This window comes from Caulobacter sp. SRI_014, from assembly GCF_057586315.1.
The window spans coordinates 48,022-72,037 of the sequence record NZ_JBYCZQ010000010.1; the positions used below are offsets into that span (position 1 = coordinate 48,022).

23 protein-coding genes are annotated in these 24,016 nt (G+C 68.0%); 9 read left to right on the forward strand and 14 right to left on the reverse strand.

The features are described 5' to 3' along the window. Positions 1-308: 308 nt before the first annotated feature. Positions 309-1,445, forward strand: coding sequence for a serine hydrolase domain-containing protein (locus tag AC2YG9_RS18440; RefSeq protein WP_487299455.1), 1,137 nt, complete (start codon positions 309-311; stop codon positions 1,443-1,445). Here the strand turns inward: AC2YG9_RS18440 and AC2YG9_RS18445 are convergent. Next, a complete protein-coding gene (locus tag AC2YG9_RS18445) occupies positions 1,438-2,007 on the reverse strand; it encodes a TetR/AcrR family transcriptional regulator (protein WP_487299456.1) in 570 nt (189 codons plus the stop codon). The two genes, AC2YG9_RS18440 and AC2YG9_RS18445, sit on opposite strands and share 8 nt — an antisense overlap. 61 nt (positions 2,008-2,068) lie before the next feature. Here AC2YG9_RS18445 and AC2YG9_RS18450 point away from each other — a divergent pair, with 61 nt between their 5' ends. After that, positions 2,069-2,485 (forward strand): PaaI family thioesterase, encoded by a 417-nt coding sequence (locus tag AC2YG9_RS18450; RefSeq protein WP_487299457.1) that lies wholly within the window; start codon positions 2,069-2,071, stop codon positions 2,483-2,485. A 149-nt stretch (positions 2,486-2,634) separates the two neighbouring features. Next, on the forward strand, positions 2,635-5,529 hold the full coding sequence (gene uvrA, locus AC2YG9_RS18455) for an excinuclease ABC subunit UvrA (protein WP_487299458.1): 2,895 nt from the start codon (positions 2,635-2,637) through the stop codon (positions 5,527-5,529). 18 nt (positions 5,530-5,547) lie between these two features. Here the strand turns inward: uvrA and AC2YG9_RS18460 are convergent, their stop codons facing one another. After that, entirely contained in the window at positions 5,548-6,447 is a 900-nt protein-coding gene (locus AC2YG9_RS18460; protein ID WP_487299459.1) for a hypothetical protein, read from the reverse strand. Positions 6,448-6,649: 202 nt separating this feature from the next. Here AC2YG9_RS18460 and AC2YG9_RS18465 point away from each other — a divergent pair, with 202 nt between their 5' ends. Then, positions 6,650-6,925 (forward strand): hypothetical protein, encoded by a 276-nt coding sequence (locus AC2YG9_RS18465; RefSeq protein WP_487299460.1) that lies wholly within the window; start codon positions 6,650-6,652, stop codon positions 6,923-6,925. A 7-nt stretch (positions 6,926-6,932) separates the two neighbouring features. Beyond that, complete coding sequence (locus tag AC2YG9_RS18470) at positions 6,933-7,553, forward strand: glutathione S-transferase family protein (RefSeq protein ID WP_487299461.1); 621 nt, start codon at positions 6,933-6,935, stop codon at positions 7,551-7,553. Positions 7,554-7,562: 9 nt separating this feature from the next. On the opposite strand, the gene AC2YG9_RS18475 is transcribed toward AC2YG9_RS18470, so the two are convergent. Together AC2YG9_RS18475 and AC2YG9_RS18480 are read right to left on the reverse strand one after the other, a co-directional pair. After that, positions 7,563-8,537 (reverse strand): hypothetical protein, encoded by a 975-nt coding sequence (locus AC2YG9_RS18475; protein ID WP_487299462.1) that lies wholly within the window; start codon positions 8,535-8,537, stop codon positions 7,563-7,565. Positions 8,538-8,643: 106 nt separating this feature from the next. Then, positions 8,644-9,576, reverse strand: coding sequence for a hypothetical protein (locus AC2YG9_RS18480; protein ID WP_487299463.1), 933 nt, complete (start codon positions 9,574-9,576; stop codon positions 8,644-8,646). A 142-nt stretch (positions 9,577-9,718) separates the two neighbouring features. On the opposite strand from AC2YG9_RS18480, the gene trmFO reads away from it, so the two are divergent. The 3 genes from trmFO (at position 9,719) to AC2YG9_RS18495 (ending at position 13,781) form a co-directional block, all read left to right on the forward strand. Next, complete coding sequence (gene trmFO, locus AC2YG9_RS18485; protein ID WP_487299464.1) at positions 9,719-11,116, forward strand: methylenetetrahydrofolate--tRNA-(uracil(54)-C(5))-methyltransferase (FADH(2)-oxidizing) TrmFO; 1,398 nt, start codon at positions 9,719-9,721, stop codon at positions 11,114-11,116. Positions 11,117-11,252: 136 nt separating this feature from the next. Further along, positions 11,253-11,606 (forward strand): methyltransferase family protein, encoded by a 354-nt coding sequence (locus AC2YG9_RS18490; RefSeq protein WP_487299465.1) that lies wholly within the window; start codon positions 11,253-11,255, stop codon positions 11,604-11,606. Positions 11,607-11,690: 84 nt separating this feature from the next. Next, positions 11,691-13,781 (forward strand): S9 family peptidase, encoded by a 2,091-nt coding sequence (locus tag AC2YG9_RS18495; protein WP_487299466.1) that lies wholly within the window; start codon positions 11,691-11,693, stop codon positions 13,779-13,781. Positions 13,782-13,785: 4 nt separating this feature from the next. Here the strand turns inward: AC2YG9_RS18495 and AC2YG9_RS18500 are convergent, their stop codons facing one another. The 6 genes from AC2YG9_RS18500 to yajC all read right to left on the reverse strand — a co-directional run bounded on the left by AC2YG9_RS18500 (position 13,786) and on the right by yajC (position 18,528). Continuing rightward, entirely contained in the window at positions 13,786-14,436 is a 651-nt protein-coding gene (locus AC2YG9_RS18500; protein ID WP_487299467.1) for a squalene/phytoene synthase family protein, read from the reverse strand. A 68-nt stretch (positions 14,437-14,504) separates the two neighbouring features. Next, complete coding sequence (locus AC2YG9_RS18505) at positions 14,505-15,122, reverse strand: urate hydroxylase PuuD (RefSeq protein ID WP_487299468.1); 618 nt, start codon at positions 15,120-15,122, stop codon at positions 14,505-14,507. Between the two features lie 88 nt (positions 15,123-15,210). Beyond that, the gene (locus AC2YG9_RS18510; protein WP_487299469.1) at positions 15,211-15,564 is read right to left on the reverse strand and encodes an Mth938-like domain-containing protein; all 354 of its coding nucleotides are present in this window, start codon (positions 15,562-15,564) and stop codon (positions 15,211-15,213) included. Positions 15,565-15,570: 6 nt separating this feature from the next. After that, entirely contained in the window at positions 15,571-16,575 is a 1,005-nt protein-coding gene (gene secF / locus AC2YG9_RS18515) for a protein translocase subunit SecF (RefSeq protein ID WP_487299470.1), read from the reverse strand. A gap of 8 nt (positions 16,576-16,583) precedes the next feature. Then, entirely contained in the window at positions 16,584-18,182 is a 1,599-nt protein-coding gene (gene secD / locus AC2YG9_RS18520) for a protein translocase subunit SecD (RefSeq protein ID WP_487299471.1), read from the reverse strand. A gap of 37 nt (positions 18,183-18,219) precedes the next feature. Beyond that, entirely contained in the window at positions 18,220-18,528 is a 309-nt protein-coding gene (gene yajC / locus AC2YG9_RS18525) for a preprotein translocase subunit YajC (RefSeq protein WP_487299472.1), read from the reverse strand. Between the two features lie 159 nt (positions 18,529-18,687). On the opposite strand from yajC, the gene AC2YG9_RS18530 reads away from it, so the two are divergent. Continuing rightward, positions 18,688-19,521 (forward strand): ATP-binding protein, encoded by an 834-nt coding sequence (locus AC2YG9_RS18530; protein ID WP_487299473.1) that lies wholly within the window; start codon positions 18,688-18,690, stop codon positions 19,519-19,521. Positions 19,522-19,538: 17 nt separating this feature from the next. Here AC2YG9_RS18530 and AC2YG9_RS18535 read toward each other — a convergent pair whose 3' ends face one another. The 4 genes from AC2YG9_RS18535 to serS form a co-directional block, all read right to left on the reverse strand. After that, entirely contained in the window at positions 19,539-21,173 is a 1,635-nt protein-coding gene (locus tag AC2YG9_RS18535; protein WP_487299474.1) for a peptidoglycan DD-metalloendopeptidase family protein, read from the reverse strand. Positions 21,174-21,265: 92 nt separating this feature from the next. Then, the gene (locus AC2YG9_RS18540; protein ID WP_487299475.1) at positions 21,266-21,925 is read right to left on the reverse strand and encodes a protein-L-isoaspartate(D-aspartate) O-methyltransferase; all 660 of its coding nucleotides are present in this window, start codon (positions 21,923-21,925) and stop codon (positions 21,266-21,268) included. Beyond that, positions 21,925-22,707: a 5'/3'-nucleotidase SurE gene (surE, locus tag AC2YG9_RS18545; protein WP_487299476.1), complete on the reverse strand. Its 783-nt coding sequence runs from the start codon at positions 22,705-22,707 to the stop codon at positions 21,925-21,927. Before surE ends, AC2YG9_RS18540 begins: the two co-directional genes overlap by 1 nt. Further along, the gene (serS, locus tag AC2YG9_RS18550) at positions 22,707-23,984 is read right to left on the reverse strand and encodes a serine--tRNA ligase (RefSeq protein WP_487299477.1); all 1,278 of its coding nucleotides are present in this window, start codon (positions 23,982-23,984) and stop codon (positions 22,707-22,709) included. The genes surE and serS overlap by 1 nt, the downstream gene beginning before the upstream one ends. Positions 23,985-24,016 lie beyond the last annotated feature (32 nt).

The following is a 24,016-nucleotide window of genomic DNA, read 5'->3' on the forward strand; positions in this document are numbered from 1 at the left end:
TGCCGATTGTCAGCATCTCGGCCTGGCGAAAAGTGTAAATAAATCAGTGCGAAAAGACCAACCTGGACCCGTCCGGTCGGCGGCCCAAGAGGTCATTGCGACCGCTGAGCGACCACCCTGGGCGCGGCCGGGAACCACCCTGCGAACAGCCGGACGGGCGTGCGTTTCCATCCGAAGGCGCGGCTCCGGGGTCCGGAGGCTCGTGCGGCCGATGAATATGTCTAGACATATTCATGCAGGCCCCGGCCGGCCGGGGTTTTTCGGGCCCGGCGCTGACAGGGGCGGTGGCGAGGCGTATGGAGCGCCCGATGACCTCGCCCTCCGACATCGGCGCCGATCTCTCCAACTGGCGCAGCAGCCCGTTCAATCGCTGGGCATTCCGCAACATCGACGCGCTGATGCCGACGGCGCCGATCTGGGCCGGGTCGGCCTGGGCGCTGCCGCAGGGCCCGGCCGGGGCCTTGGACGGCTTTGCGCTGAGGGCCGGTGGGCAGAGCCTGTCGCTGGAGGCGGTGCTGGCGGCGACGGCGACCGACGGGATGGTGGTGCTGAAGGGCGGCCGGGTGGTGTTCGAGACCTACGCCAACGGCCTGGGCCCGCATGACCGGCATATCCTGATGTCGGCGACCAAGTCGGTGGTCGGGCTGCTGGTCGGGGTGCTGGCGGACCAGGGGGTGCTGGATGCGGCGGCGCCGGTCACCACCTATGTGCCGGAGATGGCCAATGGGCCCTATGCCGGGGCGACCCTGCGCCAGCTTCTCGACATGCGGGCCGGGGTGCAGCTGACCGTCGGGCAGCAGCACGCCTACGGCCTGGCGAGCGGCTGGGAGCCGCTGGGGCCGGGCGAGACGACCGGCGGGCTGCATGCCTTCCTGGCCGGGCTGGAGGGTCCGCCGGCCGTGCATGGCGGGCCGTTCGCCTATGTCTCGGCCAATACCGACCTGATGGGCTGGGTCATCGAGCGGGCGTCGGGGCGGGCCTTTTCGGAGCTGGCCAGCGAGCTGTTGTGGACGCCGGCCGGGGCCGAGGACGACGCGGCCGTCACCCTGGACGTCGCCGGCTCGCCGCGCACGACCGGCGGCGTCTGCGCGACGGTGCGGGACTTCGCCCGGCTGGGCCAGCGCATCGTCGAGGACGACCCGATGATCCCCACCGCCTGGATCCTCGACATCGCCACGGGCGGCGACGCCGAGGCCTGGCGCAAGGGCGAGTTCGCCAGGGCCTTCGGCGGCATGACCATGCGCTACCGCAGCGGCTGGTACGTCATCGACGACGCGCCGCAGGTGCTGTTCGCCATGGGCATCCACGGGCAGAACCTGTTCCTCGACCGCGCCAACGACATCGTCGTGGCCAAGGTCTCGTCGCTGCACGACGCCATCGACGGCCGGGCCATCGGGCTCAACCACATGATGTTCAACGAGATCCGGCGGCTGTTGCTCAGCTGACGTCGGCCAGGTCCGCCAGCGCCTCGGCGGCGGCCAGGATCGGCGCCTCCGAGCGCTCGGCGCGGGCCAGGATCAGCGAGCCTTCCAGATTGGTGATCGCCAGCAGGGCGACCCGGTCCGCCGCCGCTTCACCAAGCCCGCTGGCCAGCAGCCGTGCGGCCATCGCTCCCCGCCAGGCGGCGTAGACCTGCCGCGCGGCGGCGGCGATCTCGTCGTCCTGCGCCGCCTGTTCCAGCACCACCGAGGCGATGGGCGAGCCGTCCCGGAAGCCCGAGGCCCGCAGCCAGCCGCCCATCAGCCGGGCGTACTCGCGCAGGAAGTCGCCGGGCCGCGTCCCCGCCGGCAGGGCGGCGATGGTCGCCCGCACCGTCTCCCCGGCCGCCGTCACGGCGGCCGCCCCGATGGCCGACTTGCCGGCCGGGAAGTAGTGGTAGACCGACCCCTTCGGCGCCCCGCTGGCCTCGACGATCTGGGCCAGGCCCGTGGCGGCGTAGCCCTGCCGCCGGAACAGGCGCACGGCGGCGGAGACGATGGCCTGGCGATGCTTGGGCTTGGCGGACATGACTTGCGGTCCCGGGCGTTCTCAGAAACTATATAGACCGGTCTAAATGAAAGCTGAACCGATGCAAACGCCCGAAGGCTTTGAACCCCATTTCCGCAAGAGCGGCCTGACCGATCCCTGGGAGCCGATCTTCAGCAAGGTCGTCCCGGGCGAGGCGGTGATCCTGGGCCTTAGGGTCAGCGAGGCGCATGTGAACAGCCGCGGCCTGGCGCACGGCGGCCTGATCGCGGCCCTGGCCGACAACGCCATGGGCCTGTCCTGCGTCGAACAGGCCGGGCGCGAGGCCCTGTCGGGCCTGCTGACCGCCAGCATGACCACCGACTATGTCGGGGTGGCCAGGCAGGGCCAGTGGCTGGAGTTCACGACCAGCTTCGTGAAGGTCGGCAAGTCGATCTGCTTCGCCCAGTGCTTCGTCACCGCCGACGGCAAGCCCTGCGCGCGGGCCAATGCCACCTTCTCGGTGGTCCGCGCCGCCTGATCCGGGCGACCCTTGTTGCCACAGGTTGGCAACAAGTCCCGTCCGCGACGTTTGTTCGCATCTTGTTCTTGTGTTAATGCCGGTCCTGAGCACTACATATTGCCGTTGCGCCGCGACCTTCGGGCCGGCTTCTGCGTTCTCGGGACATCATGGCCGAACAGCTGAACTTCATCCGCGTGCGCGGCGCGCGGGAGCACAATCTGAAAGACGTCAGCGTCGATATCCCGCGCGGCGAGCTGGTGGTCATCACCGGCCTGTCCGGGTCGGGCAAGAGCTCGCTGGCGTTCGATACGATCTATGCCGAGGGCCAGCGCCGCTATGTCGAGAGCCTGTCGGCCTATGCCCGCCAGTTCCTGGAGCTGATGAGCAAGCCGGACGTCGACCTGATCGAGGGCCTTTCGCCGGCCATCTCCATCGAGCAGAAGACCACCAGCCGCAATCCGCGCTCCACCGTCGGCACGGTGACCGAGATCCACGACTACATGCGCCTGCTGTGGGCGCGGGTCGGCATTCCCTATTCGCCGGCCACCGGCCTGCCCATCGAGAGCCAGACCGTCAGCCAGATGGTCGACAAGCTGACCGCCCTGCCCGAGGGCGAGCGTATCTACCTGCTGGCCCCCGTGGTCCGCGACCGCAAGGGCGAGTTCCGCAAGGAGATCGCCGAGTGGCGCAAGCAGGGCTATCAGCGGCTGAAGATCGACGGGACGCTGTATCCGATCGAGGACGCGCCCGAGCTCGACAAGAAGTTCAAGCACGACATCGACGTCGTTGTGGACCGGCTGGTCACCAAGGAAGGCCTGGAGCAGCGCTACGCCGACAGCCTGGAGCAGGCCCTGCGCCTGGCCGACGGCCTGGCCGTGGCCGAATGGGCGGAGGCCAAGGAGGGCGAGAAGGAGCCGCAGCGGCTGCTGTTCTCCGAGAAGTTCGCCTGTCCGGTCAGCGGCTTCACCATCGCCGAGATCGAGCCGCGGCTGTTCTCGTTCAACAATCCGGCGGGCGCCTGCCCGGTCTGTGACGGCCTGGGGGCCAAGCTGGCGTTCGACGCCGACATGATCATTCCGGACAAGGACAAGAGCCTGCACAAGGGGGCGGTGTCGCCCTGGGCCAAGGGGCCCTCGCCGCTCTACACCCAGACGCTGCAGGCCCTGGCGCTGCACTACGGCTTCTCGATGGACAAGCCCTGGCACGACCTGCCGGAGAAGGCCCATGAGGTCGTGCTCTACGGAACGGGCACGGAGAAGATCAAGTTCGTCTACGACGACAACGCCCGCAAGTACGAGGTGGTGAAGCCGTTCGAAGGCGTGCTGCCCAACCTCGAGCGCCGCTGGCGCGAGACCGACTCGAGCTGGGTGCGCGAGGAGTTGGGCCGCTACCAGTCCGACACCCCCTGCGAGGCCTGTGGCGGCGCCCGTCTGCGGCCCGAAGCCCTGGCCGTGAAGATCGCCGGCAAGAACATCTCTGAAGTCTCCGGCCTGGCCATCCGGCCGGCCAAGGAGTGGTTCGCCGGCCTCGAGGGCCAGCTGACCGAAAAGCAGATGGAGATCGCCCGGCGGATCCTGAAGGAGATCAACGACCGCCTGCGGTTCCTGGTCGATGTCGGGCTCGACTACCTCAACATGTCCCGCGCCAGCGGCACCCTGTCGGGCGGCGAGAGCCAGCGTATCCGGCTGGCCAGCCAGATCGGCTCGGGGCTCACGGGCGTGCTGTACGTGCTCGACGAGCCGTCCATCGGCCTGCACCAGCGCGACAACACCCGCCTGCTGCAGTCGCTGCAGGGCCTGCGCGACCTCGGCAACTCGGTCCTCGTGGTCGAGCACGACGAGGAGGCGATCATGACCGCCGACTACGTCATCGACATGGGCCCGGCGGCCGGCATCCACGGCGGCGAGATCTGCGCCGAGGGCACGCCGCAGGACATCATGAACAGCCCCAGGAGCATTACGGGGCAATATCTGGTCGGCACGCGCGAGATCGAGGTTCCCGAACAGCGCCGGCCGATCAGCAAGAAGAAGGTGCTGCGCGTCGTCGGGGCGACCGGCAACAACCTCAAGGGCGTGACGGCGGAGATCCCGGTCGGCACCTTCACCTGCATCACCGGGGTGTCGGGCGGCGGCAAGTCGACCTTCACGATCGAGACCCTCTACAAGGCGGCCGCCCGGCGGCTGAACAACGCCTCGGACGCGCCCGCGCCGCACGAGCGGATCGAGGGGCTGGAGAACTTCGACAAGGTCATCGACATCGACCAGAGCCCGATCGGCCGCACGCCCCGGTCGAACCCGGCCACCTACACCGGCGCCTTCCAGCCGATCCGCGACTGGTTCGCCAACCTGCCCGAGAGCAAAGCGCGCGGCTATGGGCCGGGGCGGTTCAGCTTCAACGTCAAGGGCGGCCGCTGCGAGGCCTGTCAGGGCGACGGGCTGATCAAGATCGAGATGCACTTCCTGCCCGACGTCTATGTCACCTGCGATGTCTGCAAGGGCAAACGCTACAACCGCGAGACCCTGGAGATCCTGTTCAAGGGCAAGTCGATCAGCGACGTCCTGGACATGACCGTCGAGGAGGCGGCCGAGTTCTTCAAGGCCGTGCCGCCGGTCCGCGACAAGATGGAGACGCTGAAGCGCGTCGGCCTGACCTATGTGCAGGTCGGCCAGTCGGCGACGACGCTGTCAGGCGGCGAGGCGCAGCGGGTGAAGCTGTCCAAGGAGCTCAGCAAGCGGGCGACGGGGCGGACGCTGTATATCCTCGACGAGCCGACCACGGGCCTGCATTTCGAGGACACGCGCAAGCTGCTGGAGGTGCTCCACGAGCTGGTCGACCAGGGCAACACCGTGGTCGTCATCGAGCACAACCTGGACGTCGTGAAGACCGCCGACTGGCTGGTCGACTTCGGCCCCGAGGGCGGCGACGGCGGCGGCGAGATCGTCGGCGTCGGCACCCCCGAACAGGTCGCGGCGATCCCGGAAAGCTGGACCGGCCGCTACCTCGACGTCCTGCTGAAGCGCCACCGCGACCGGGCGGCCGAGCGGCGCAAGAAGCGGGCCTGAGCCCGATCAGACCCCCGATCAGTCGAAGGCGTTCGGCTGGTCGGTCAGCTGCCTGTAGATGGCGGGCGCGGGGGTCAGGAAGATCAGGTAGCCGAGCGCCGAGCCGAACGACAGCAGGGCGAAATAGATCAGGCTGGCCGGGCTGAACAGCATGCCGATGCTCTCGAAGGTCGGGTTCATCGCCCCGCCCGCCGCCGCCATGCCGAAGGCCAGCATGATGACGACCATGGTGATCGCCAGCACCAGGATGACGACCAGAATGCCGAGCACGCCGGCCAGCAGGTAGGTCCCCAGCAGCGGCCAGAACCGGCCCTTGGTCAGCCGCCAGGAGTCGCGGATCGCGAGGCGCCGCTCGGCGTAGGTGGCCGCGCTGGACAGCGACAGGCGGACGGCCAGGAAGATGCTGGCGAAAATGGCGACCAGGAAGGCCAGCAAGCCGAGAAGCGCCGACAGCGCCGCCCCGCCGACGACATAGCCAAGACCGACCAGCGCGCCGACGGCGATCCAGATGCCCAGGAAGATCACGTTCAACACCACGGCCAGCAGGACCTGGCGCAGCTCGTCGCCCCCCAGCTGCACATAGCCGAAGCCCCGGGTGTCCGACGGGTTGAGCACCAGGCGGGCCGCCGAGGCGTTGAGCAGGCCGGCGGTAACCAGGGAGATGAGAATCGAGGCGCCGTAGGCCGGGCCCATCCTGGCGTAGATGGCCATGATCTGGCCTGGATCGACACTCTCCGGATTGGAGGCCCCGAGGGTGCGGAACTCCTCGAAGGCGCCTCCGGACAGCAGGGTCATGGCGGCGAAGCTGGCCAGCGAACTGATGAAGGCCACCACGGCCCATGCCAGGATGGTACGGGGGTTATGCCGCGCCAGGCCGAAACCGCCCAGCGCCGCGTCGGTCGCCGAAAACTCGCTCATGACATCCTCCCGAACGCCCGTCGCACCGGGCCGCCGCCTTTGGTTATCAGACCGTCCGCCGCGGAGCGATAGGGGGGCGACAGGTCGCGGATGCTCAGTTTGGGCCACAGTGGCATTTCGGGTTCCATCATGTTACGATCGTTAATCCGGTCGGCCTGCAGGGGAGGCCGGTCCTCCTCGATCTCTAGTTGAAGAGTCTCCCATGAAGGTCATTTTCGTCGCTCTCGCTTGCGCGACCCTCGCCACCGCCAGCATCGCCGCCGAAACCGGCAAGCCGGGCGAAGGGGCCAAGCAGGAAGCCAAGAAGGATCCGAACCGGATGGTCTGCAAGAAGACCCCGGTGCTCGGCACCCGCTTCCCCACCAAGGTCTGCCGCACGCAGAACGATTGGGAAAAGCAGGCCGAGCAGGACAAGCGCGACCTGGAAGCCCAGCAGCGCGCCGGCCTGACCACCTGCGCCACCAACCCCTGCAGCTGATCCACCTGTGATCCTGTACGGCGAGCGCAACCCGGCGCCCAATCCGCGCCGGGTGCGGATTTTCGTGGCCGAAAAAGGCATCGACCTGCCCGAGACCCGGGTGGAGATGCGTCGCGGCGAGCACAAGAGCGACGAGCACAAGGCCCGCAACAGCCTGGGCCAACTGCCGACTCTGGTGCTCGACGACGGCACGGCGATTTCCGAAAGCGTCGCCATCTGCCGCTATCTTGAAAGCCTGTATCCCGAGCCGCCGATGTTCGGCGTCACGGCCGTCGAGCAGGCGCTGGTCGACATGTGGATCCGCCGCATCGAGTTCCAGTTGATGACCCCGGTCGGGATGTTCTGGCGTCACGCCCATCCCCTGACCGCCGCGCTGCTGACCCAGTTCAACGACTTCGGCGAATCGAACCGCGAGCTCTATGCCCGTGGCTGCGGCTGGCTGAACAAGGAACTGGCCGCCGGTGGTCCGTTCATCGCCGGCCAGACCTATGGCATGGCCGACATCTGCGCCCAGTCGACCATCGACTTCGCCGCCTTCACCGGGCTGGAAATTCCGGAAACCGCCACCGCCCTGCGCGATTGGCACGCCCGCGTCAGCGAGCGCCCGAGCGCCAGCGCCAACAGCTGATCTGAACGGCTAGACCGCCGCTTCGTGCTCGAGGACGTCGCCGTCCTCGGGACCGTCGGCGTCGGCCGACTCGTCGCTGCCAGCCTCGTCGTGGGGCGGCGAGAGTTCGCGATAGGCATAGACCACCGCCGAACAGACCACGCAGAACAGGATGGTCAGCAGGGCCGACTCATAGACCCGCCACAGCATCGGCCCCGGCCCGAAGAGGTTCAGCAGGCCCTGGTCGCCCGGCATCAGGAACTGCTCGATGCTTTCCGCCGGCAGTCCGATGACAAAGGTGAAAAGGATCGCCAGGACCAGGAAGACGAAGAAGGAGGCCAGCGCCACCAGCAGGGTCCAGATCAGCGCCAGCAATATGCCGGCGAACAACCGCCAGAAGACCCCCCGGGTCATCCGCCAAGCAGCCATCATGTCCAGCCGCTTCTGATCGATGGCGATCGGCGCCGACAGCGACAGCCGGATGACGATGTAGGCCAGCAACAGGAAGGAGACGAGCGGCCCGGCCAGCCTGAGGGTGTCGGCCAGCCCCACGGCCTCCGCCACCGGCCTGGCCACAACCAGGGTCAGGCCGAGCGCGATCCCCGAGGGGATGGCGAAGAGGCTGATGACCAGCAGCATGGCCAGAAACAGCCAGAACATCCGCGCCTCGTCGACGCCGAGGCGGAAGACCGGCCCGTGCGTCTTGCCCAGCATCACCCGGAAGATGGAGGGGGCGACGACGCACAGGCTGGCGAAGGTCAGGAACAGGGCGATGGCCGCGGCGGGCAGCAGCTGCAGGGCCAGGTCCATCAGCATGGCCCAGGACCACTGGAAGTCGCTCTGGCTCTGGAACTCGGTCAGCCGCTGGCGCCAGGGCGACAGGTTGAACAGCGTCGCGGCCAGATTGAGCACCAGCAGCGCAATCATCCACACCGTCACCGGCCGCGGCCGGTCACGGATAAAGCGGAAGCCCTCGAAGGACGCCTGAACGGGCGAAAAGGACATCTTGAACCGATCTATCCCCAGTCTCGGGTCGGCTGATTCGCTTCACCCATCGACAGGCCAAGCTTATGCCAGCATTCGAGATCAACGCGACAGGTCTGGTGGGGGTTCAGAACACCTCTTCCTTGGGCAGCCCCAGCTGGCGGTAGGCGTCGGCCCAGGGCGCGCCCATGATGGTCAGGACATAGCCCTGCACCGCCGTGGCCACGATCAGATAGAGCCCGCCGAAGATCAGCAGGGTCTGGGTCCGCTCCGCCGTGAAGAAGGCGGCGAAGTCCTTGCTGTCGTCCAGCGCCTGCAGAGCCTCGAAGCCGCCGTTGCTGAACAGCAGGAAGGCGCCCACGCCGAACATGGCGCCGATGATGACCATGGCGATCAGCCAGCCGATGATGAAGGCGACAAGGCCCGCGCCCAGCAGCGCCCCGGCGTTGCCCGCCGTCTTCTTCCAGGCTTCAAACAGCAGGAATTCCTTGCGGTCATGGCTCATCGGCAGGCCGATCGAGAAGCGCAGGCATCCCCAGATGACGACCCCAAGCCCGATCAGGGCGACCAGGATGCCGACGATGATCGCCGCTGCGTGCGAGACCCACCACAGCGCCAGCCCGACGACGAAGCCGGCCAGGAAGGGGATGAACATGGCGCAGGTGGCGATGATGTACATGACCAGGCTGGTGGCGACCAACATGACCTCGCCCATGCCGAGCCGCATGTAGAACCAGCTCTTCTGCTCGGGATGCAGCACCGCGCGGAACACCGCGCCGGTGACCAGGCCGTGGACGACCAGCTGGGCCAGCCAACTGATCGGCTGAATGATGTTGATCTGGCTCGACAGCCGCATCATCTCGGCATGATCCGGTTCGACGTTGCTGCCGATCGAGGCGCCGACCGTCTTGAAGATCTCGATCAGCGCCGGCAGCACGAACAGAACCGGCACGACGCTGATAACGGTCGCCACCAGCCCCCAGACGATGGGCGCGACCCAGTTGCGCTTGATGACGCCAAATCCCGCAAACGCCGCTTCGCTGATATCCAGCTGAGCCATATCCGCCTCCCCCGAGGGTCCCACATAGAGGCGAAGGACATCACAGCCGGGGCCCATGCGCCACTGGAAAGCGACCAGCGGCCCTTTGGCGGTTTCCCCATTTCTGTTTCTTTGGGGGCGTCAGGCGACTATCTGTCCGGCCATGACGATGAACCCCATCCACGTAATCGGCGGTGGTCTGGCCGGCTCCGAGGCCGCCTGGCAGATCGCCCAGGCCGGTGTGCCGGTCGTCCTGCACGAGATGCGGCCGGTGCGCGGCACCGACGCCCACCAGACCGACGGCCTGGCCGAACTGGTCTGTTCCAACAGCTTCCGCTCCGACGACTGGCGGTTCAACGCCGTCGGCCTGCTGCACGCCGAGATGCGGCGCTGCGACAGCATCATCATGGCCTGCGGCGACGCCCATCAGGTGCCGGCCGGCGGGGCCCTGGCCGTCGACCGCGACGGCTTCTCGGCCGCCGTGACGGCGAAGCTGGAAGCCCATCCGCTGGTCACCATCGCGCGGGAAGAGGTCGCCGGCCTGCCGCCCGCCGACTGGGACAGCGTCATCGTCGCCACCGGCCCCCTCACCTCCCCCGCCCTGGCCGAGGCGATCCTCAAGCTGACCGGCGAGGACTCCTTGAGCTTCTTCGACGCCATCGCGCCGATCGTGCACCTCGAGTCCATCGACATGGACATCGCCTGGCGCCAGTCGCGCTATGACAAGGAAGGCCCAGGCGGCGACGCGGCCGCCTACATCAACTGTCCCATGAACAAGGAACAGTATGAGGCCTTCATCGACGCCCTGCTGGACGGGCCCAAGGCCGAGTTCAAGGACTGGGAGCACGTCCCCTACTTCGACGGCTGCCTGCCCATCGAGGTGATGGCCGAGCGGGGGCGCGAAACCCTGCGCCACGGGCCGATGAAGCCGGTCGGCCTGACCAACCCGCGCGACCCGACGGTCAAGGCCCACGCCATCGTCCAGCTGCGCCAGGACAATGCCCTGGGGACCCTTTGGAACATGGTGGGTTTCCAGACCAAGCTGAAGCACGGCGCCCAGGCGGACGTGTTCCGCATGATCCCCGGCCTGCAGGACGCGCAGTTCGCCCGCCTTGGCGGCCTGCACCGCAACACCTTCCTCAACAGCCCGCGCCTGCTCGACGAGCAACTGCGGCTGAAGGCCGACAGGCGCCTGCGCTTCGCCGGCCAGGTGACCGGCGTCGAGGGCTATGTCGAAAGCGCCGCCATCGGCCTGCTGACCGGCCGGCTGGCCGCCGCCGAGCGGCTGGGCGCGCCGCTCGAGACGCCGCCGGCCACCACGGCCCTCGGGGCTCTGGCCGCCCACATCACTGGTGGCCACCTGGTCGAGGGCAAGGGCAGCTTCCAGCCGATGAACATCAACTACGGCCTGCTGCCGCCCATGGAGGCTCCGAAGAAGGGCCCCGACGGCGAGAAGATCCCGATGAAGGAACGCGGCCGGGCCAAGAAGCAGCTGATGAGCCAGCGGGCCCTTGATGACCTCGACGCCTGGCTGGGCGCCCGCGCCCTGGCGGCGGAGTAGCGGGATGGGACGGACCCGCGCCATCGCCGGCACGGTGCTGTTCCTGTTCGTGGCCCCGGGGACCGTGGCCGGGCTGATCCCCTGGTGGATCAGCCGCTGAGCCTGGCAGCCCGGCTGGCTGTTCTGGCCGGGCGTGTTGCTGGTCGGGCTCGGCCTGATCGGCCTGTTGCTCTGCTTCGCCGACTTCGCCCTGAAGGGCGGCGGGACCCCTGCGCCCATCGCCCCGACCCAGCGGCTGGTGACCAGCCGCCTCTACCGTCACGTCCGCAACCCGATGTACGTCAGCGTCCTGGCCCTGATCCTCGGCCAGGCGGCCATGGCCTGGAGCATCGACGTCCTGGCCTACGGCATTCTCATCGGTCTGGTCACCCACGCCTTCGTCGTGACCTACGAAGAACCGACCCTGCGCCACCAGTTTCCCGACGACTACACGGCCTATTTCGCCGCCGTGCCGCGCTGGATTCCGCGCCTCCGGGCCTGGCGTCCCTGAGGGCGAGGTTGGGCGCTGGAATCCTGTCCCCGGCGGGGCTAGGGTCCGCGCCAATCAAACACGCCTTCCGGGGACTACACCGTAATGAAGATCGCCTTCCGCCTGCTGGCCGGCGCAGCGCTGGCCGCCGTGATGACTGCCACGCTTGGCTTTGGGGGGGCCGTCGAAGCCCGCCCCTTCACCGCCAAGGACATGGTCACCCTCGACCGGGTCAGCGACCCGCGCGTCTCTCCGGACGGCCGATACGTCGTCTACAGCCTGCGGACCATGGACTACGACGCCAACAAGGCCTCGATGTCCCTGTGGCTGATCGACCTGAAGGCCAAGGACGCCAAGCCGACCCGCCTGGCCGCCTCCGACGGCGGCGCCGCCTCGCCCCGCTGGTCGGGCGACAGCAAGGCCATCTACTTCGCCTCCGGCCGCGCCGGCGGCACCAACCAGGTGTTCAGGCTCGAGGTCGCCAGCAGCGCGGTCACCCAGGTCACCAGCCTGCCCCTCGACGTCGGCAGCTTTGCCGTCTCGCCGGACGGCAAGACCCTGGTGGTGTCGCTGAGCGTCGACAGCGAATGCCCGGAAATCCTCTGCAAGAAGAAGATGCCGGAAGACCTGACGCCCAAGTCCAATGGCGTGGTCCACGACCGCCTGTTCATCCGCCACTGGGACGCCTGGGCCGACGGCAAGAACAACAGCCTGTTCGCCCTGGCCATCGGCGCCGACGGCAAGGCGGCGGAGGCGGCCCAGGCCACCCACCTGATGCGCGCCGTCGACGGTGACGCCCCGTCCAAGCCCTTCGGCGACGACAGCGAATATACCTTCACGCCCGACGGCAAGTCGGTGGTCTACAGCGTCCGCATCGCCGGCAAGACCGAGGCCTGGTCGACCAACTTCGACCTCTGGCAGGTCCCCCTCAGCGGCGAGGGCGCGGTCAATCTGACCGAGGCCAACAAGGCCTGGGACACCGGCGCGGTCTTCTCGCCCGACGGCAAGACCATGGCCTACCGCGCCATGAAGCGGGCCGGCTTCGAGGCCGACCGCTGGCAGATCGTTCTGCGCGACGTGGCCACCGGCAAGACCCGCGAACTGGCCGCCGCCTGGGACCGCTCGGCCGACAGCCTGGCCTGGGCCCCGGACGGCAAGACGATCTACGTCATCGCCCAGGACATCGGCCAGACCCGCCTGTTCGGCATCGATGTGAAGAGCGGCAAGGTCACCGCCAAGACCGGCCCCGGCCACGTCAGCGCCTTCAGCCTGACCCCGACCGGCGCCGTCTACGCGCGCGACGCCCTGTCGGAGCCGGCCCAGCTGTGGGTGCAGGACTTCAAGGCCAAGGCCATGCCCCGGCCGATCACCGACGTGAACGCGGCCCAGCTGAAGGACGTCGACTGGGGCGAGTACGAGCAGTTCGAGTTCGCCGGCTGGAACAACGAGACAGTGCGCGGCTATCTGGTCAAACCGGCCAACTTCGACCCGTCGAAGAAGTACCCGGTCGCCTTCCTGATCCACGGCGGCCCGCAAGGCAGTTTCGGCAACCTGTTCCACTACCGCTGGAACGCCCAGACCTACGCTTCGCGCGGCTACGCGGTGGTGATGATCGATTTCCATGGCTCCACCGGCTACGGCCAGGGCTTCACCGACGCCATCAGCCAGCACTGGGGCGACCGGCCGCTGGAAGACCTCCAGAAGGGCTGGAGCCATGCCCTCTCCAAATACAGATTCCTTGATGGCGACCGGGCCTGCGCGCTTGGCGGCTCCTACGGTGGCTTCATGGTCAACTGGATCGCCGGCAACTGGGGTGAGCCCTGGAAGTGCCTGGTCAACCACGACGGCATCTTCGACAGCCGATTCATGGGCTACTCGACCGAGGAGCTGTGGTTTACCGAGTGGGAGAACGGCGGCACGCCCTGGGAGCCGAATGCAACCTACGACAAATTCAACCCGTCGAACCACGTCGGCAACTGGAAGACGCCGATGCTGGTGATCCATGGCGGCAAGGACTACCGCGTCCCGCCCGAGGAAGGCATCGCCACCTTCACCGCCCTGCAGCGCAAGGGCGTGCCCAGCAAGTTCCTCTACTTCCCGGAAGAGAACCACTGGGTGCTGAAGGCGCAGAACTCGGTGCAATGGCACGACGAGGTGCTGGGCTGGCTCGACCAGTGGACCGCCGAGAAGAAGTAGGCCTCTAGAGGCGGCCCGTCAGGGTCGCCCAGGTGATCCGGAGCCGCTTGCCCAGCGGCCCCGGCCCGCCGCCGCCGGCGTAGCCCTTGGCCAGGGCGGCGTGGGCCACGGCCGGAAAGGCGGCCTGCGGCAGGGCGGCCAGGGCCCCCCGCCCCCGCTTCAGCACATCGGCGACGGCGCGGGCGTCGGCCTGTCCCGAGCGCGCCAGATGCAGCGCCCGCGCCGCGTCGGCCACCTGTTCGACCCGGGCGTCCGGATGCAGGCGCAGGGCGGCCAGGGCCATGACCACGCCGTCGGTCTCGTCGATGCGGGCCAGCAGGGCCTCGTCGTCGGCCGGCGGGTCCAGGGCGTCGATATAGCGGTCCGGCAGGCCCATGACCGTATCCATCGGGAACCGCGCGCCCTTCAGCCCCTCCAGCACCCCATGGCCGCGCGTGTCGCCGGTGGCGAACAGGCCCTGCAGCGCCTCGCGCCACCAGGCCAGCCGCATCTCCCCGACCAACGGGTCGCGCACCTTGCGGCCGACGGCGGCCAGTTCGTTGTCGAGGCTGTAGAGGGCCACCAGATCAGCGCGCGCCGTGGGGTCGGCGACGAACCGGCTGGACAGCCAGCGGTCGAGGTCCTTGTCGGCGAGCAGGGCGTCGAGATCTTGCATGCGGTCCATACGAAAAAGGCCCGCCGTCGCCGGCGGGCCTTTCTCTTAGCTGAAAGCCGGGATCGGCCCTAGTTCACGACAGTCTGGTACATGGTCATGGTGACCAGCATCGGGATCGAGAGCAGGGTGTTGGTCCGCGAGAACAGCATGGCCTTCTTGCCGGCCGCCGCCTTGGCGTCGGCGTCGAAGCCTTCCTTGATGCCCAGGGCGATCTTCTGGGCCGGCCAGATGAAGGCCCAGACGTTGAAGAACATGATCGTGGCCAGCCACATGCCGATGCCGAGCAGCACCAGGCCCTTGTTGGCGAAGCCGTTGGCGGCGTCGAGGGTGAAGGCTTCGATCAGGTAGCCACGGTGGAACGCCAGCGCCACGCCGACCACCCAGGTCGCCAGGGCGGCCCAGCGGAACCAGAACAGGGCTTCCGGAGCGATGTACTTGCTGACCGCCGGCTTCAGCTCGGCCGGGATCTGCGGCATGACGCGGATCTGGACGAAGTTGAAGTAGTAGAGCAGCCCGATCCACAGGATGCCGAAGAAGACGTGCAGCCAGCGCAGCACGGCGACGGCGAAGAGTTTCACGTCGCCGGAACCGCCCTGGTTCACGACGAAGAAGCAGTAGACCATGACCAGCGCCAGGATGGTGCTGACGATGATGGTGTTTCGGAAATTGGACAGCAGCGCCGTCATGTTCGAGCCCCTCGAAAAGTCCTACCCAGGAGCTCAGCTATAGGCCGCTTCGGCTGGACCTGCCAAGACTTGAGGCGGGGCCATAAATTCACACGGCGATGAGGGCCGCCGCCATACGCCGGCCTTCGGACGCCAGCACGTTGTAACTGCGCGCCGCCGCCTCGCTGGACATGAACTCGAGGCCCAGGCCCTTTGCTCGCAGACCTTCGCGGATTTCGCGGGGCGGCAGGGCCTGGTTGAGCCCTGTGCCGAGCAGCACGAACTCCACCGCTGCGCCAGCGGCGAACACCGGCGCGAAGTCATCGAGGGTGAGCGCGCCCAGGCTGGCCACCGACCAGTCCAGGGGCGCGTCATCGAGGATCAGCAGCGATCCCGGCCGCCAGAGGCCGGAGACCCGAAAGCCTCCGCCGCCCCAGGCGTCGATGGAAGGCGGCTGCCGCATGGACGTCTAGGCCCGCGAAGCCGGTCCCAGGATCTGGACTTCGGCTTCCTCGTCGCCGCGCATGACACCCAGCCACATCAACACCGGCGCGGCGATGAAGAAGGAGGAGAAGGTCCCGACCACGATGCCGAAGATCATGGCAATCGAGAAGCCGAACAGCGCCTCGCCGCCGAACACCGCCAGCACGGTCAACGCCATCAGGCCGGTGATGCCGGTCATGATCGTCCGCGAGAAGGTCTCGTTGATCGACAGGTCCAGCAGCTCCTGCAGGGGCATCTTCTTGTACTTGCGCAGGTTCTCGCGGATCCGGTCGAGCACGACGATGGTGTCGTTCACCGAGTAGCCGATGATGGTCAGGATGGCCGCCACCGTCGTCAGGGTGAACTCCATGTCGGTCAGGGCGAAGAGGCCAAAGGTCAGAACCACGTCGTGCAGCAGCGCCAGAGCCGCACCGATGCCGAACGAGCGGCCGAAGCGGAACCAGATGTAGGTCATCATCATCCCGATGCCGAGCACCAGGGCCAGCAGGCCCTTCTGGAACAGCTCCCCGGAGATGGACGGCCCGACAACGTCGGCGCGAGTGACCTCGACCTTGCCCAGCTCCCGGGTGAGGGCCGCGCGAATCTCGGTCATCTTCTGAGCCGGATTGACGTTCTCCGGCGTCATGTAGCGGATGTTGGCCGAAGTCTGGCCGCCGTTGGCGTCAGGCTTGCCGATGCCCTGGACCTGGACGTCCTTGACGCCGCGGGCCTGGATCAGGTCCGCCAGGCGCTTCTGGTCGATCGCCGCCGGAGCGGTGCTGATCTCCAACAGGGTGCCGCCCTTGAAGTCGACGCCGCAGTTCAGGCCGCCGCAGGGCGGGCTGAACGGCAGAACGGTGGCGACCAGCGAGCCGATGCAAAGAACCAGGGAGATCGCGGCCAGCGGCGCGGCGAACCGCATCATCCGGAAGTTGGTCTTGATCGGGATCAGCTTGATGAGAGGCCAGAAGCCTTTGGTTTCGGTGCTCATGGGGCCGCTCACGTAATCGGAAGGGACTTGGGCCGCGCAACGCGGAACCAGAAGGCCAGCAGGACCTGGGTGACCAGCACGGCGCTGAACACCGAGGTGAACACACCGATCGCCAGCGTCCAGGCAAAGCCCTTCACCGGTCCGGCCCCAAGGCCGAACATGATGATGGCCGCGCCCAGGTGGGTGATGTTGGCGTCGAAGATGGTCAGCATGGCGCGGGAAAAGCCCGCGTCCGCCGCCGCCAGCGGCGTTCGTCCGGCCCGGATCTCGTCACGCATCCGCTCGTAGATCAGCACGTTGGCGTCGACCGCGACCGCAAGAGTGAGGATCAGGCCAGCGATGCCGGGCAGGGTCAGGGTGGCCTGGGTCATCGACATGGCCGCCACGATCATGATCCCGTTGACCAGGAGGGCGACGACCGAGATGCCGCCGAACAGGAGGCCGTAGGCCAGCACCATGAAGGCCAGAACCGCCACGAAGGCGATGCCGGTCGAAATCAGGCCGGCGTCGACCGCGTCGGCGCCGAGGCTGGCGCTGACCGTGGTCTGCTGCTCGACGTTCAGTGGGGCCGGCAGGGCGCCGGCGCGAAGCAGGATGGCCAGTTCGTTGGCGCTCTGGACGTTGAAGTTGCCGGTGATGATGCCCGAGCCGCCGGTGATGGCGCTGTTGATGTTCGGGGCGGAGATGACCTTGCCGTCAAGGATGATGGCGAAGGGCTTGCCGACGTTGGCGCTGGTGACCGACGCGAAGCGCTTGGCGCCCTCGCCGTTCATGCGGAAGGCGACGACGACCTGGCCGGTCGACGGGTCCATTTCCTGGCGCGCGTCCGTCAGCATTTCGCCGGTGACGTCCGCCCGCTTCTTGACCAGGTAGGGAGCCGGCCGCGTGGGATCCCCGCTGGGCAGGATTTCGGACCCCGGCGGAACGCCTTCCACCTCGGCCTGCTGCACCCCCATGGTCTCGTCGACCATCTGGAAGGTCAGCTTGGCGGTTTGCCCGATCAGCGATTTCAGCTTCTCGGGGTCGCTCTCGCCGGCGGCCTGGACGACGATGCGGTTCTCGCCCTGACGGCTGATGGCCGGCTCGCGGGTGCCCATGTCATCGACCCGGCGGGTGATGATGCCGATCGACTGCTCGACCGCCTGGGTCGAGACCTCGCGGACGGCTTCGGGGGTAAAGTTGACCCGAAGCTCGGCCCCGCGGCGGCTGACCGTCTTGTCCGGCGAGCCATTGGCGGTCGGCGCGCTCAGCTGGTTGCTGATCTGGCCCTGAATCTCGGCGGCGCGCGACTCATCGGGCAGGACGACGACAACGCCGTCGCCGACGGCCGTGATGTTGGCGCCACGGATGTTCGCCTGCGTCAGCAGCCGGCGGATATCCTCGATCAGGTTGGTCACCCGCTCCTTCCGGAGCGCCGAAGTATCCACCTCCAGCAGCAGCTGGGAGCCGCCCTGCAGGTCGAGGCCGAGGTTCAGCCCCTTCTTGGGAAGAAAGCCCGGAAGCCCGTCGCGAACGCTGGTGGGCAACACGTTCGGCATTGCGAACAGAAGGCTGAGAAGCACCGCCGCGATAACGGCGATGATCTTCCAGCGGGAGACGGTCATCATGGTCGGGGTCGCTCCGGGCGAACTTGCGAAAGAGCGATCAGCTCTTGGCGTCGTTGGCGGGGGCGGGTTCGCCCTTGGTGCGGACCACGCCGATCATGCCCTTGACCACCTTGACGGTGACGCCCTGGGCGATCTCGACGCCGACTTCCTTATCTTCGACGCGGACGACCTTGCCGATCAGGCCGCTCGACAGCTCGATCATGTCGCCGCGCTTGACGTTGGCGATCATCTGCTGGTGCTCCTTGGCGCGCTTTTGCTGCGGGCGAAGGATCATGAAGTAGAACAGGACGATCAGCAGCAGCGGCAGGCCGATGGCTTGCAACAGGCCGGAAGCTTCTCCAGGCATTGTAACTCCGCAAATTTGGCGTGTGGCGCGGCCGGTCTAGGCGCGCCGGTTTCAGGTCGGCGGAAACTAGGGCTTGACCCTGCTCATTGCAATGAGCGGCCCAAATACGGGCGCGGGATGTGGCTTTTCGCCGTCACAGTCCGGTAGAAGCGGCGACAGATGACCGACCTGACGCCCCTCCTGACCCGCATCGCCGAGGCCCTTGAGCGCCTGGCCCCCGCCGCGCCGGCCAGGGCCGACTTCTCGGCCGCCCGGCTGTTCCGCCACGATCCGGCCCTGGCCGCCTTCCTGCCGGCCCCGGACTACCCCCTCCCGCTCGACCTGCTGGTCGGGGTCGACCGTCAGAAGCAGCGGTTCGTGGAGAATCTCGGGCGGTTCGCGCGCGGCCTGCCGGCCAACCACGCTCTGCTGTGGGGCGTGCGCGGAACAGGCAAGAGCAGTCTTGCCAAGGCCGCCTTCATGGCCGCCGTCGAGGGGCATCCGGACCTGAAGCTGGTCGAGGTCGACCGCGACGAGGTCACCGCCCTGCCCGCCCTGTTCGACATCCTGCGGGACCGCTCCGAGCGCTTCGTGGTGCTGTGCGATGACCTGTCGTTCGAGGACGGCGCGGCGGCGGCCAAGGCCCTGAAGTCGGCGCTGGAGGGCGGTGTCGCCGGCCCGCCGGAGAATGTGCTGTTCGTGGCGACGTCCAACCGCCGCCACCTGATGCCGCGTGATTATGCGGAGGGGCGCGGACTGATCGCCGCCGCCGAGGACGCCGAGGAAGAGGTCAGCGTCTCCGACCGCTTCGGTCTGTGGGTCGGTTTCCCGCCAATGGACCAGCCGGCCTACCTGGAGGCGGTGCGCGCCTATGCGGCGAAGTTCGACCTGGCGGTGAAGGACCTCGACCGCCGGGCCCTGCAGTGGGCCCAGGCGCGCGGCGCCCGCTCGGGCCGCGTCGCCTGGCAGTTCATCCGCGATCTGGCGGGGGAATTGGGCAAGCCGCTGCCGTAAGAGCCGCGGCGCGCCCCCTACCGCGGCAGGACGATCTGCGGATCGATGGGCCGGGCCTTGTATTTGGCCGAAGGCGAGTGGCGGACCTCGAAATGCAGCTGCGGGCGGGGCGCGTCGCCGGTCTGGCCGACAACCCCGATCCGCTGACCGCGCGAAACCCGCTGGTCCATGCTGACATCGGCCGACCGCAGGTTGCCGTAGACCGTCGCCCAGCCGTCGGCATGGATGACGATGATGGTCAGGCCCGAGCCCGGCAGGTCGTTGGCCAGTTTGACGATGCCGTCGGCGGCGGCGACCACGGGGGTGCCGGCCGAGGCGCCGATGTCGACGCCGTCATTGCGATTGCCGGTGCTCCGGGGGCCGAAGGGCGAGATGATCGTGCCGCGCACAGGCCATTGGAACCGACCGGCCGCCATGCGGCTGTAGTCGGCGTCGCTGTAGGCCGGCGGCTTGTCGTCCGGCATCAGCGGCGGCAGCGGCCTGGAGTCGGTCGGCGGGGTGACCGGCGGCTTGTAGACCGGCGGCTTGGCAACGGGCGGCTTGGCCACCGGCGGGGTGGCCACGACCGGCGGCGCCGTCACGGGCGGCTTGCTCACCGGAGGCTTGGAGACGGGCGGCTTGGGCTTCTCGGCCGGCGGTTTGGCGGGCGGCAGTTGCGCAGGCGGCGACTGGACCGGCGGTTGTTGCACCGGCGGCTGCTGGACAGGCGGCAGGGCGCGCGGATCGTAGGGCGTCTCGACCGGCGGGCGGCTCGAGGGGGCGGCGCGCGGATCATCGGGCAGGTCAGCCGACGGCTGTTGCACGGGCGGCTGCGGACGCGGGCGCGGCGCGGCGGGAACGTCGACCGTCACCTGGACGGTCTTCTTTGTCGGGCCCTTGTCCTTGAAGCCCTGCGGCAGGCGCAGCTTCTGGCCCTTCTTGATCGCCGCCTTGACGCTGATGTTGTTCTCTTCGGCCAGGGCCGCCGGCTTGACGCTGAAGCGCGCGGCCACAGCCGTCAGGGTGTCGCCGCTCTCGACGACATAGGCCTTGCCCTTGCTGCTCGGGCCCTTCAGCACCTGGCCGGGCTTGAGCATGTAGGGCTCTTTGAGCTTGTTATCGTCCGCCAGTTGCTTGCGGGTGGTGCCGAGCTCGCGGGCCACGGCGTCGAGGCCCTGGCCCGACTTGACGGTGTAGGTCTTGGGCTTGCCGTCGACGGCGACGACCTTGCCTGCCACGGTGACGACGGTGCGCGTCTCGGTGCGCTTGGCCGGCGGCGGCTCTTCGTCGTTCTGCGCGTAGAGAACAGGTTGCGGCTGGGCGTAGCTGGCCCGGACGAAGCCGGACTCGGCCGGAGTCGCCTCAGCCAGCGGGGCCAGGCTGGCGACCTTGATGACGCCGCTGTCCGACTGCGGCGCGGCCCAGGCGACATCGCCCGGCTCATCGGCCGGCGCCTCTTCGGCGTCCCCTTGAGGCGCGCCTTGCGGCTGGGCCGCCGGCGCCTGGCCCTCGCGGACCGGATAGGCCGGCTTGGGCATCTCGATGGCGGTGGGACCGGTGCCGGCCGCCTGGCCTTCGACCACCGGATAGCGCGGCGTCGGAGCCGTGGCGCAGGCGGTCAGGGCGGCGGCGCTGGCCGCGAGCAACAGGGCGCGGGTAAAAAACTGGGTCATCGCCGCTCTCTTAATCAGTCGAACGACACACCTGGCTTGATGCGCGTTAAGCCTGCGTTAAGCACACGAAGACGCCGACGGAATTTCGGGACTCACAGCTCGCGCGCGACGCCGTCCAGCAGAGGGACGAACCGCACGTCGCACAGTGTTTCCCGCAGGAAGCCGCCCGCGCCATCGCCCGCATAGCGGATCAATTGCTGAACTGGCCCCCGGCCCACCGGCGCCACCAGAACCCCGTCCGGTTTCAGTTGCGCGAGGAGTCTTGTCGGCTCTTCGGGCGCCGCTGCTGTGACCATAATGCGGTCAAAAGGCGCCTGCTCGGCCCAGCCTTCCCCGCCGTCGCCGAACTTGGTGATGACGTTGGTCAGTTGCAGGGTTTTGAACCGTGCCTCGGCCTCGGCCATCAGGGTGCGGTAGCGCTCGATGGTGTAGACCAGCCGCGACAGCCGACTGAGGATGGCGGTCTGGTAACCGCTACCCGTACCGATCTCGAGGACCCGCGAGCGGCGGTCCAGGGTCAGGGCCTGGGTCATCAGCCCGACGATGAAGGGCTGGCTGATGGTCTGGCCGCAGGCGATCGGCAGGGCCGAGTCTTCCCACGAGCGCTGTTTGAAGAGGTCCGGCGTGAAGATCTCGCGCGGCGTCTTCTCCATGGCCCCCAGCACCTTGACGTCGGTGACGCCCTGCTCGCGCAGCGCCAGGATCAGCTTGGCGCGATCCTCACCTTCGTGTTCAGGCGTGGCTTTGGACATCAGACCTTCGGCGGGGCTCCGCCCAGAACGCCCTTGAGCGCGTGGACGGTTTCATTGTGGGTGAGGTCGATATGGAGGGGCGTCACCGAAATGCGACCCTCGTAGGTGGCCTTCAGGTCGGTGCCCTCGGCGGGGTTCGAAAGCTGGCCTGAAAAGCCCATCCAGTAGTAGTCGCGGCCACGCAGGTCGGTGCGCTTCTCGGCCTTGCGGATGTGCATGTCGCGGAAGCCCTGGCGCGTCACCTCGACGGCGGTCACCTCGCTCGGCGGCCGCGAGGGGAAGTTGACGTTTATGATGACGTCCTTGGGCCAGCCCACTTCCAGCAGGCGTTTGACGATGCCCGGCCCGTAGGTCTCGGCCGTCTCCCAATAGGGGATGACCTCGTCGTGGAAGGCCAGCATCGACTGGCTCAGGGCGATGGACGGTATGCCCAGCGCCATGCCCTCGATGGCTCCGGCGACGGTGCCGGACATGGTCACGTCCTCGGCAATGTTCTGGCCGCGGTTGACGCCGCTCAGCACCAGGTCCGGCGGCGCGCCCTCGACCAGATTACGGATGCCCAGCATGACGCAGTCGGTCGGAGTGCCGGTCACCGCCCACTTTCGGTCGGCGACTTTGCGCACCCGCAGGGGGTCGGCCAGGGTCAATGCCCGGCTGGCCCCCGATTGTTCGTATTCGGGCGCAACGACCCAGACGTCGTCGGTCAGGGCGCGGGCGATCTTCTCGAGGGTCTCAAGGCCCTCGGCGTGGATGCCGTCGTCATTGGTCAGCAGGATGCGCATCAGGCCGCTTCGATATGCTTGAGGCCGCCCATGTAGGGCTGCAGCACCTCGGGAATGGCGATCCGGCCGCCCTCGTCCTGATAGTTCTCCATCACCGCCACCAGGGTGCGGCCGACGGCCAGGCCCGAACCGTTGAGGGTGTGGACGAACCGCGTGCCCTTCTCGCCGGCCTTCTTGGTCCGGGCGTCCATGCGCCGGGCCTGGAAGTCACCGCAGTTGGAGCAGCTCGAAATCTCACGATAGGTGTTCTGCGACGGCAGCCAGACTTCGAGGTCGTAGGTCTTGCGGGCCGTGAACCCCATGTCGCCGGTGCAGAGCAGCATGGTGCGGAAGCTGAGACCCAGCTTCTTGAGGATACCCTCGGCGCATTCGACCATCCGCTGGTGCTCGGCCTCCGAGTCTTCTGGCGCGGTGATCGAGACCAGTTCGACCTTCTGGAACTGGTGCTGGCGGATCATGCCGCGCGTGTCGCGCCCGCTGGCCCCTGCCTCCGAGCGGAAGCAGTGGGTCAGTGCGGTGAGGCGCAGGGGCAGGTCTTCCTCGGCGGTGATCTGCTCGCGGACCAGGTTGGTCAGCGACACCTCGGCGGTGGGGATAAGCCACAGGCCGGCCGAGGTCTGAAAGAGGTCTTCCTCGAACTTGGGCAGCTGGCCGGTGCCGAACAGGGCGTGGTCGCGCACCATGACCGGCGGGGCGATCTCGATGTAGCCGTTCTCGGTCGTCTGGACGTCCAGCATCCACTGGCCGAGCGCCCGCTCCAGCCGCGCCAGCTGGCCCTTCAGCACCACGAAGCGGGAACCGCTCATGCGGGCGGCGGCCTCGAAGTCCATGCCGCCGAGGGCCGCGCCGAGGTCGACGTGGTCGCGGGCGTTGTTCAGGCGCACAGGATCGCCATGCCGGCGCTGTTCGACATTGCCGGCCTCGTCCTCACCGGCCGGGACCTGGGCGTCGGGGATATTGGGCAGGCTGGCCAGCAGGTCACGAAGCTGCGCGCCGACGCGGGCCTCGATCTCGCCCTGGGTGGTCATCTCGGCCTTGAGCGCCTCGACTTCCGACATCAGGGCGGCTGCGCCGGCCTCGTCCTTTTTCGCCTTGGCCTGGCCGATCAGCTTGGAGGCGTCATTTCGCCGGCTCTGGGCCGCCTGCAGGGCGGTGGTCGCCGCCCGCATCTCGCCGTCCAGCGCCAGGATCGCCGGCGTCTGCGCGGACAGCCCACGCGCGCTCCAGCCGGCGTCGAAAGCGGCGGGGTTCTCGCGGATGGCTCGGATGTCGTGCATGGCTCTGGCAGGGCTGGAATGAAGGCGAACTG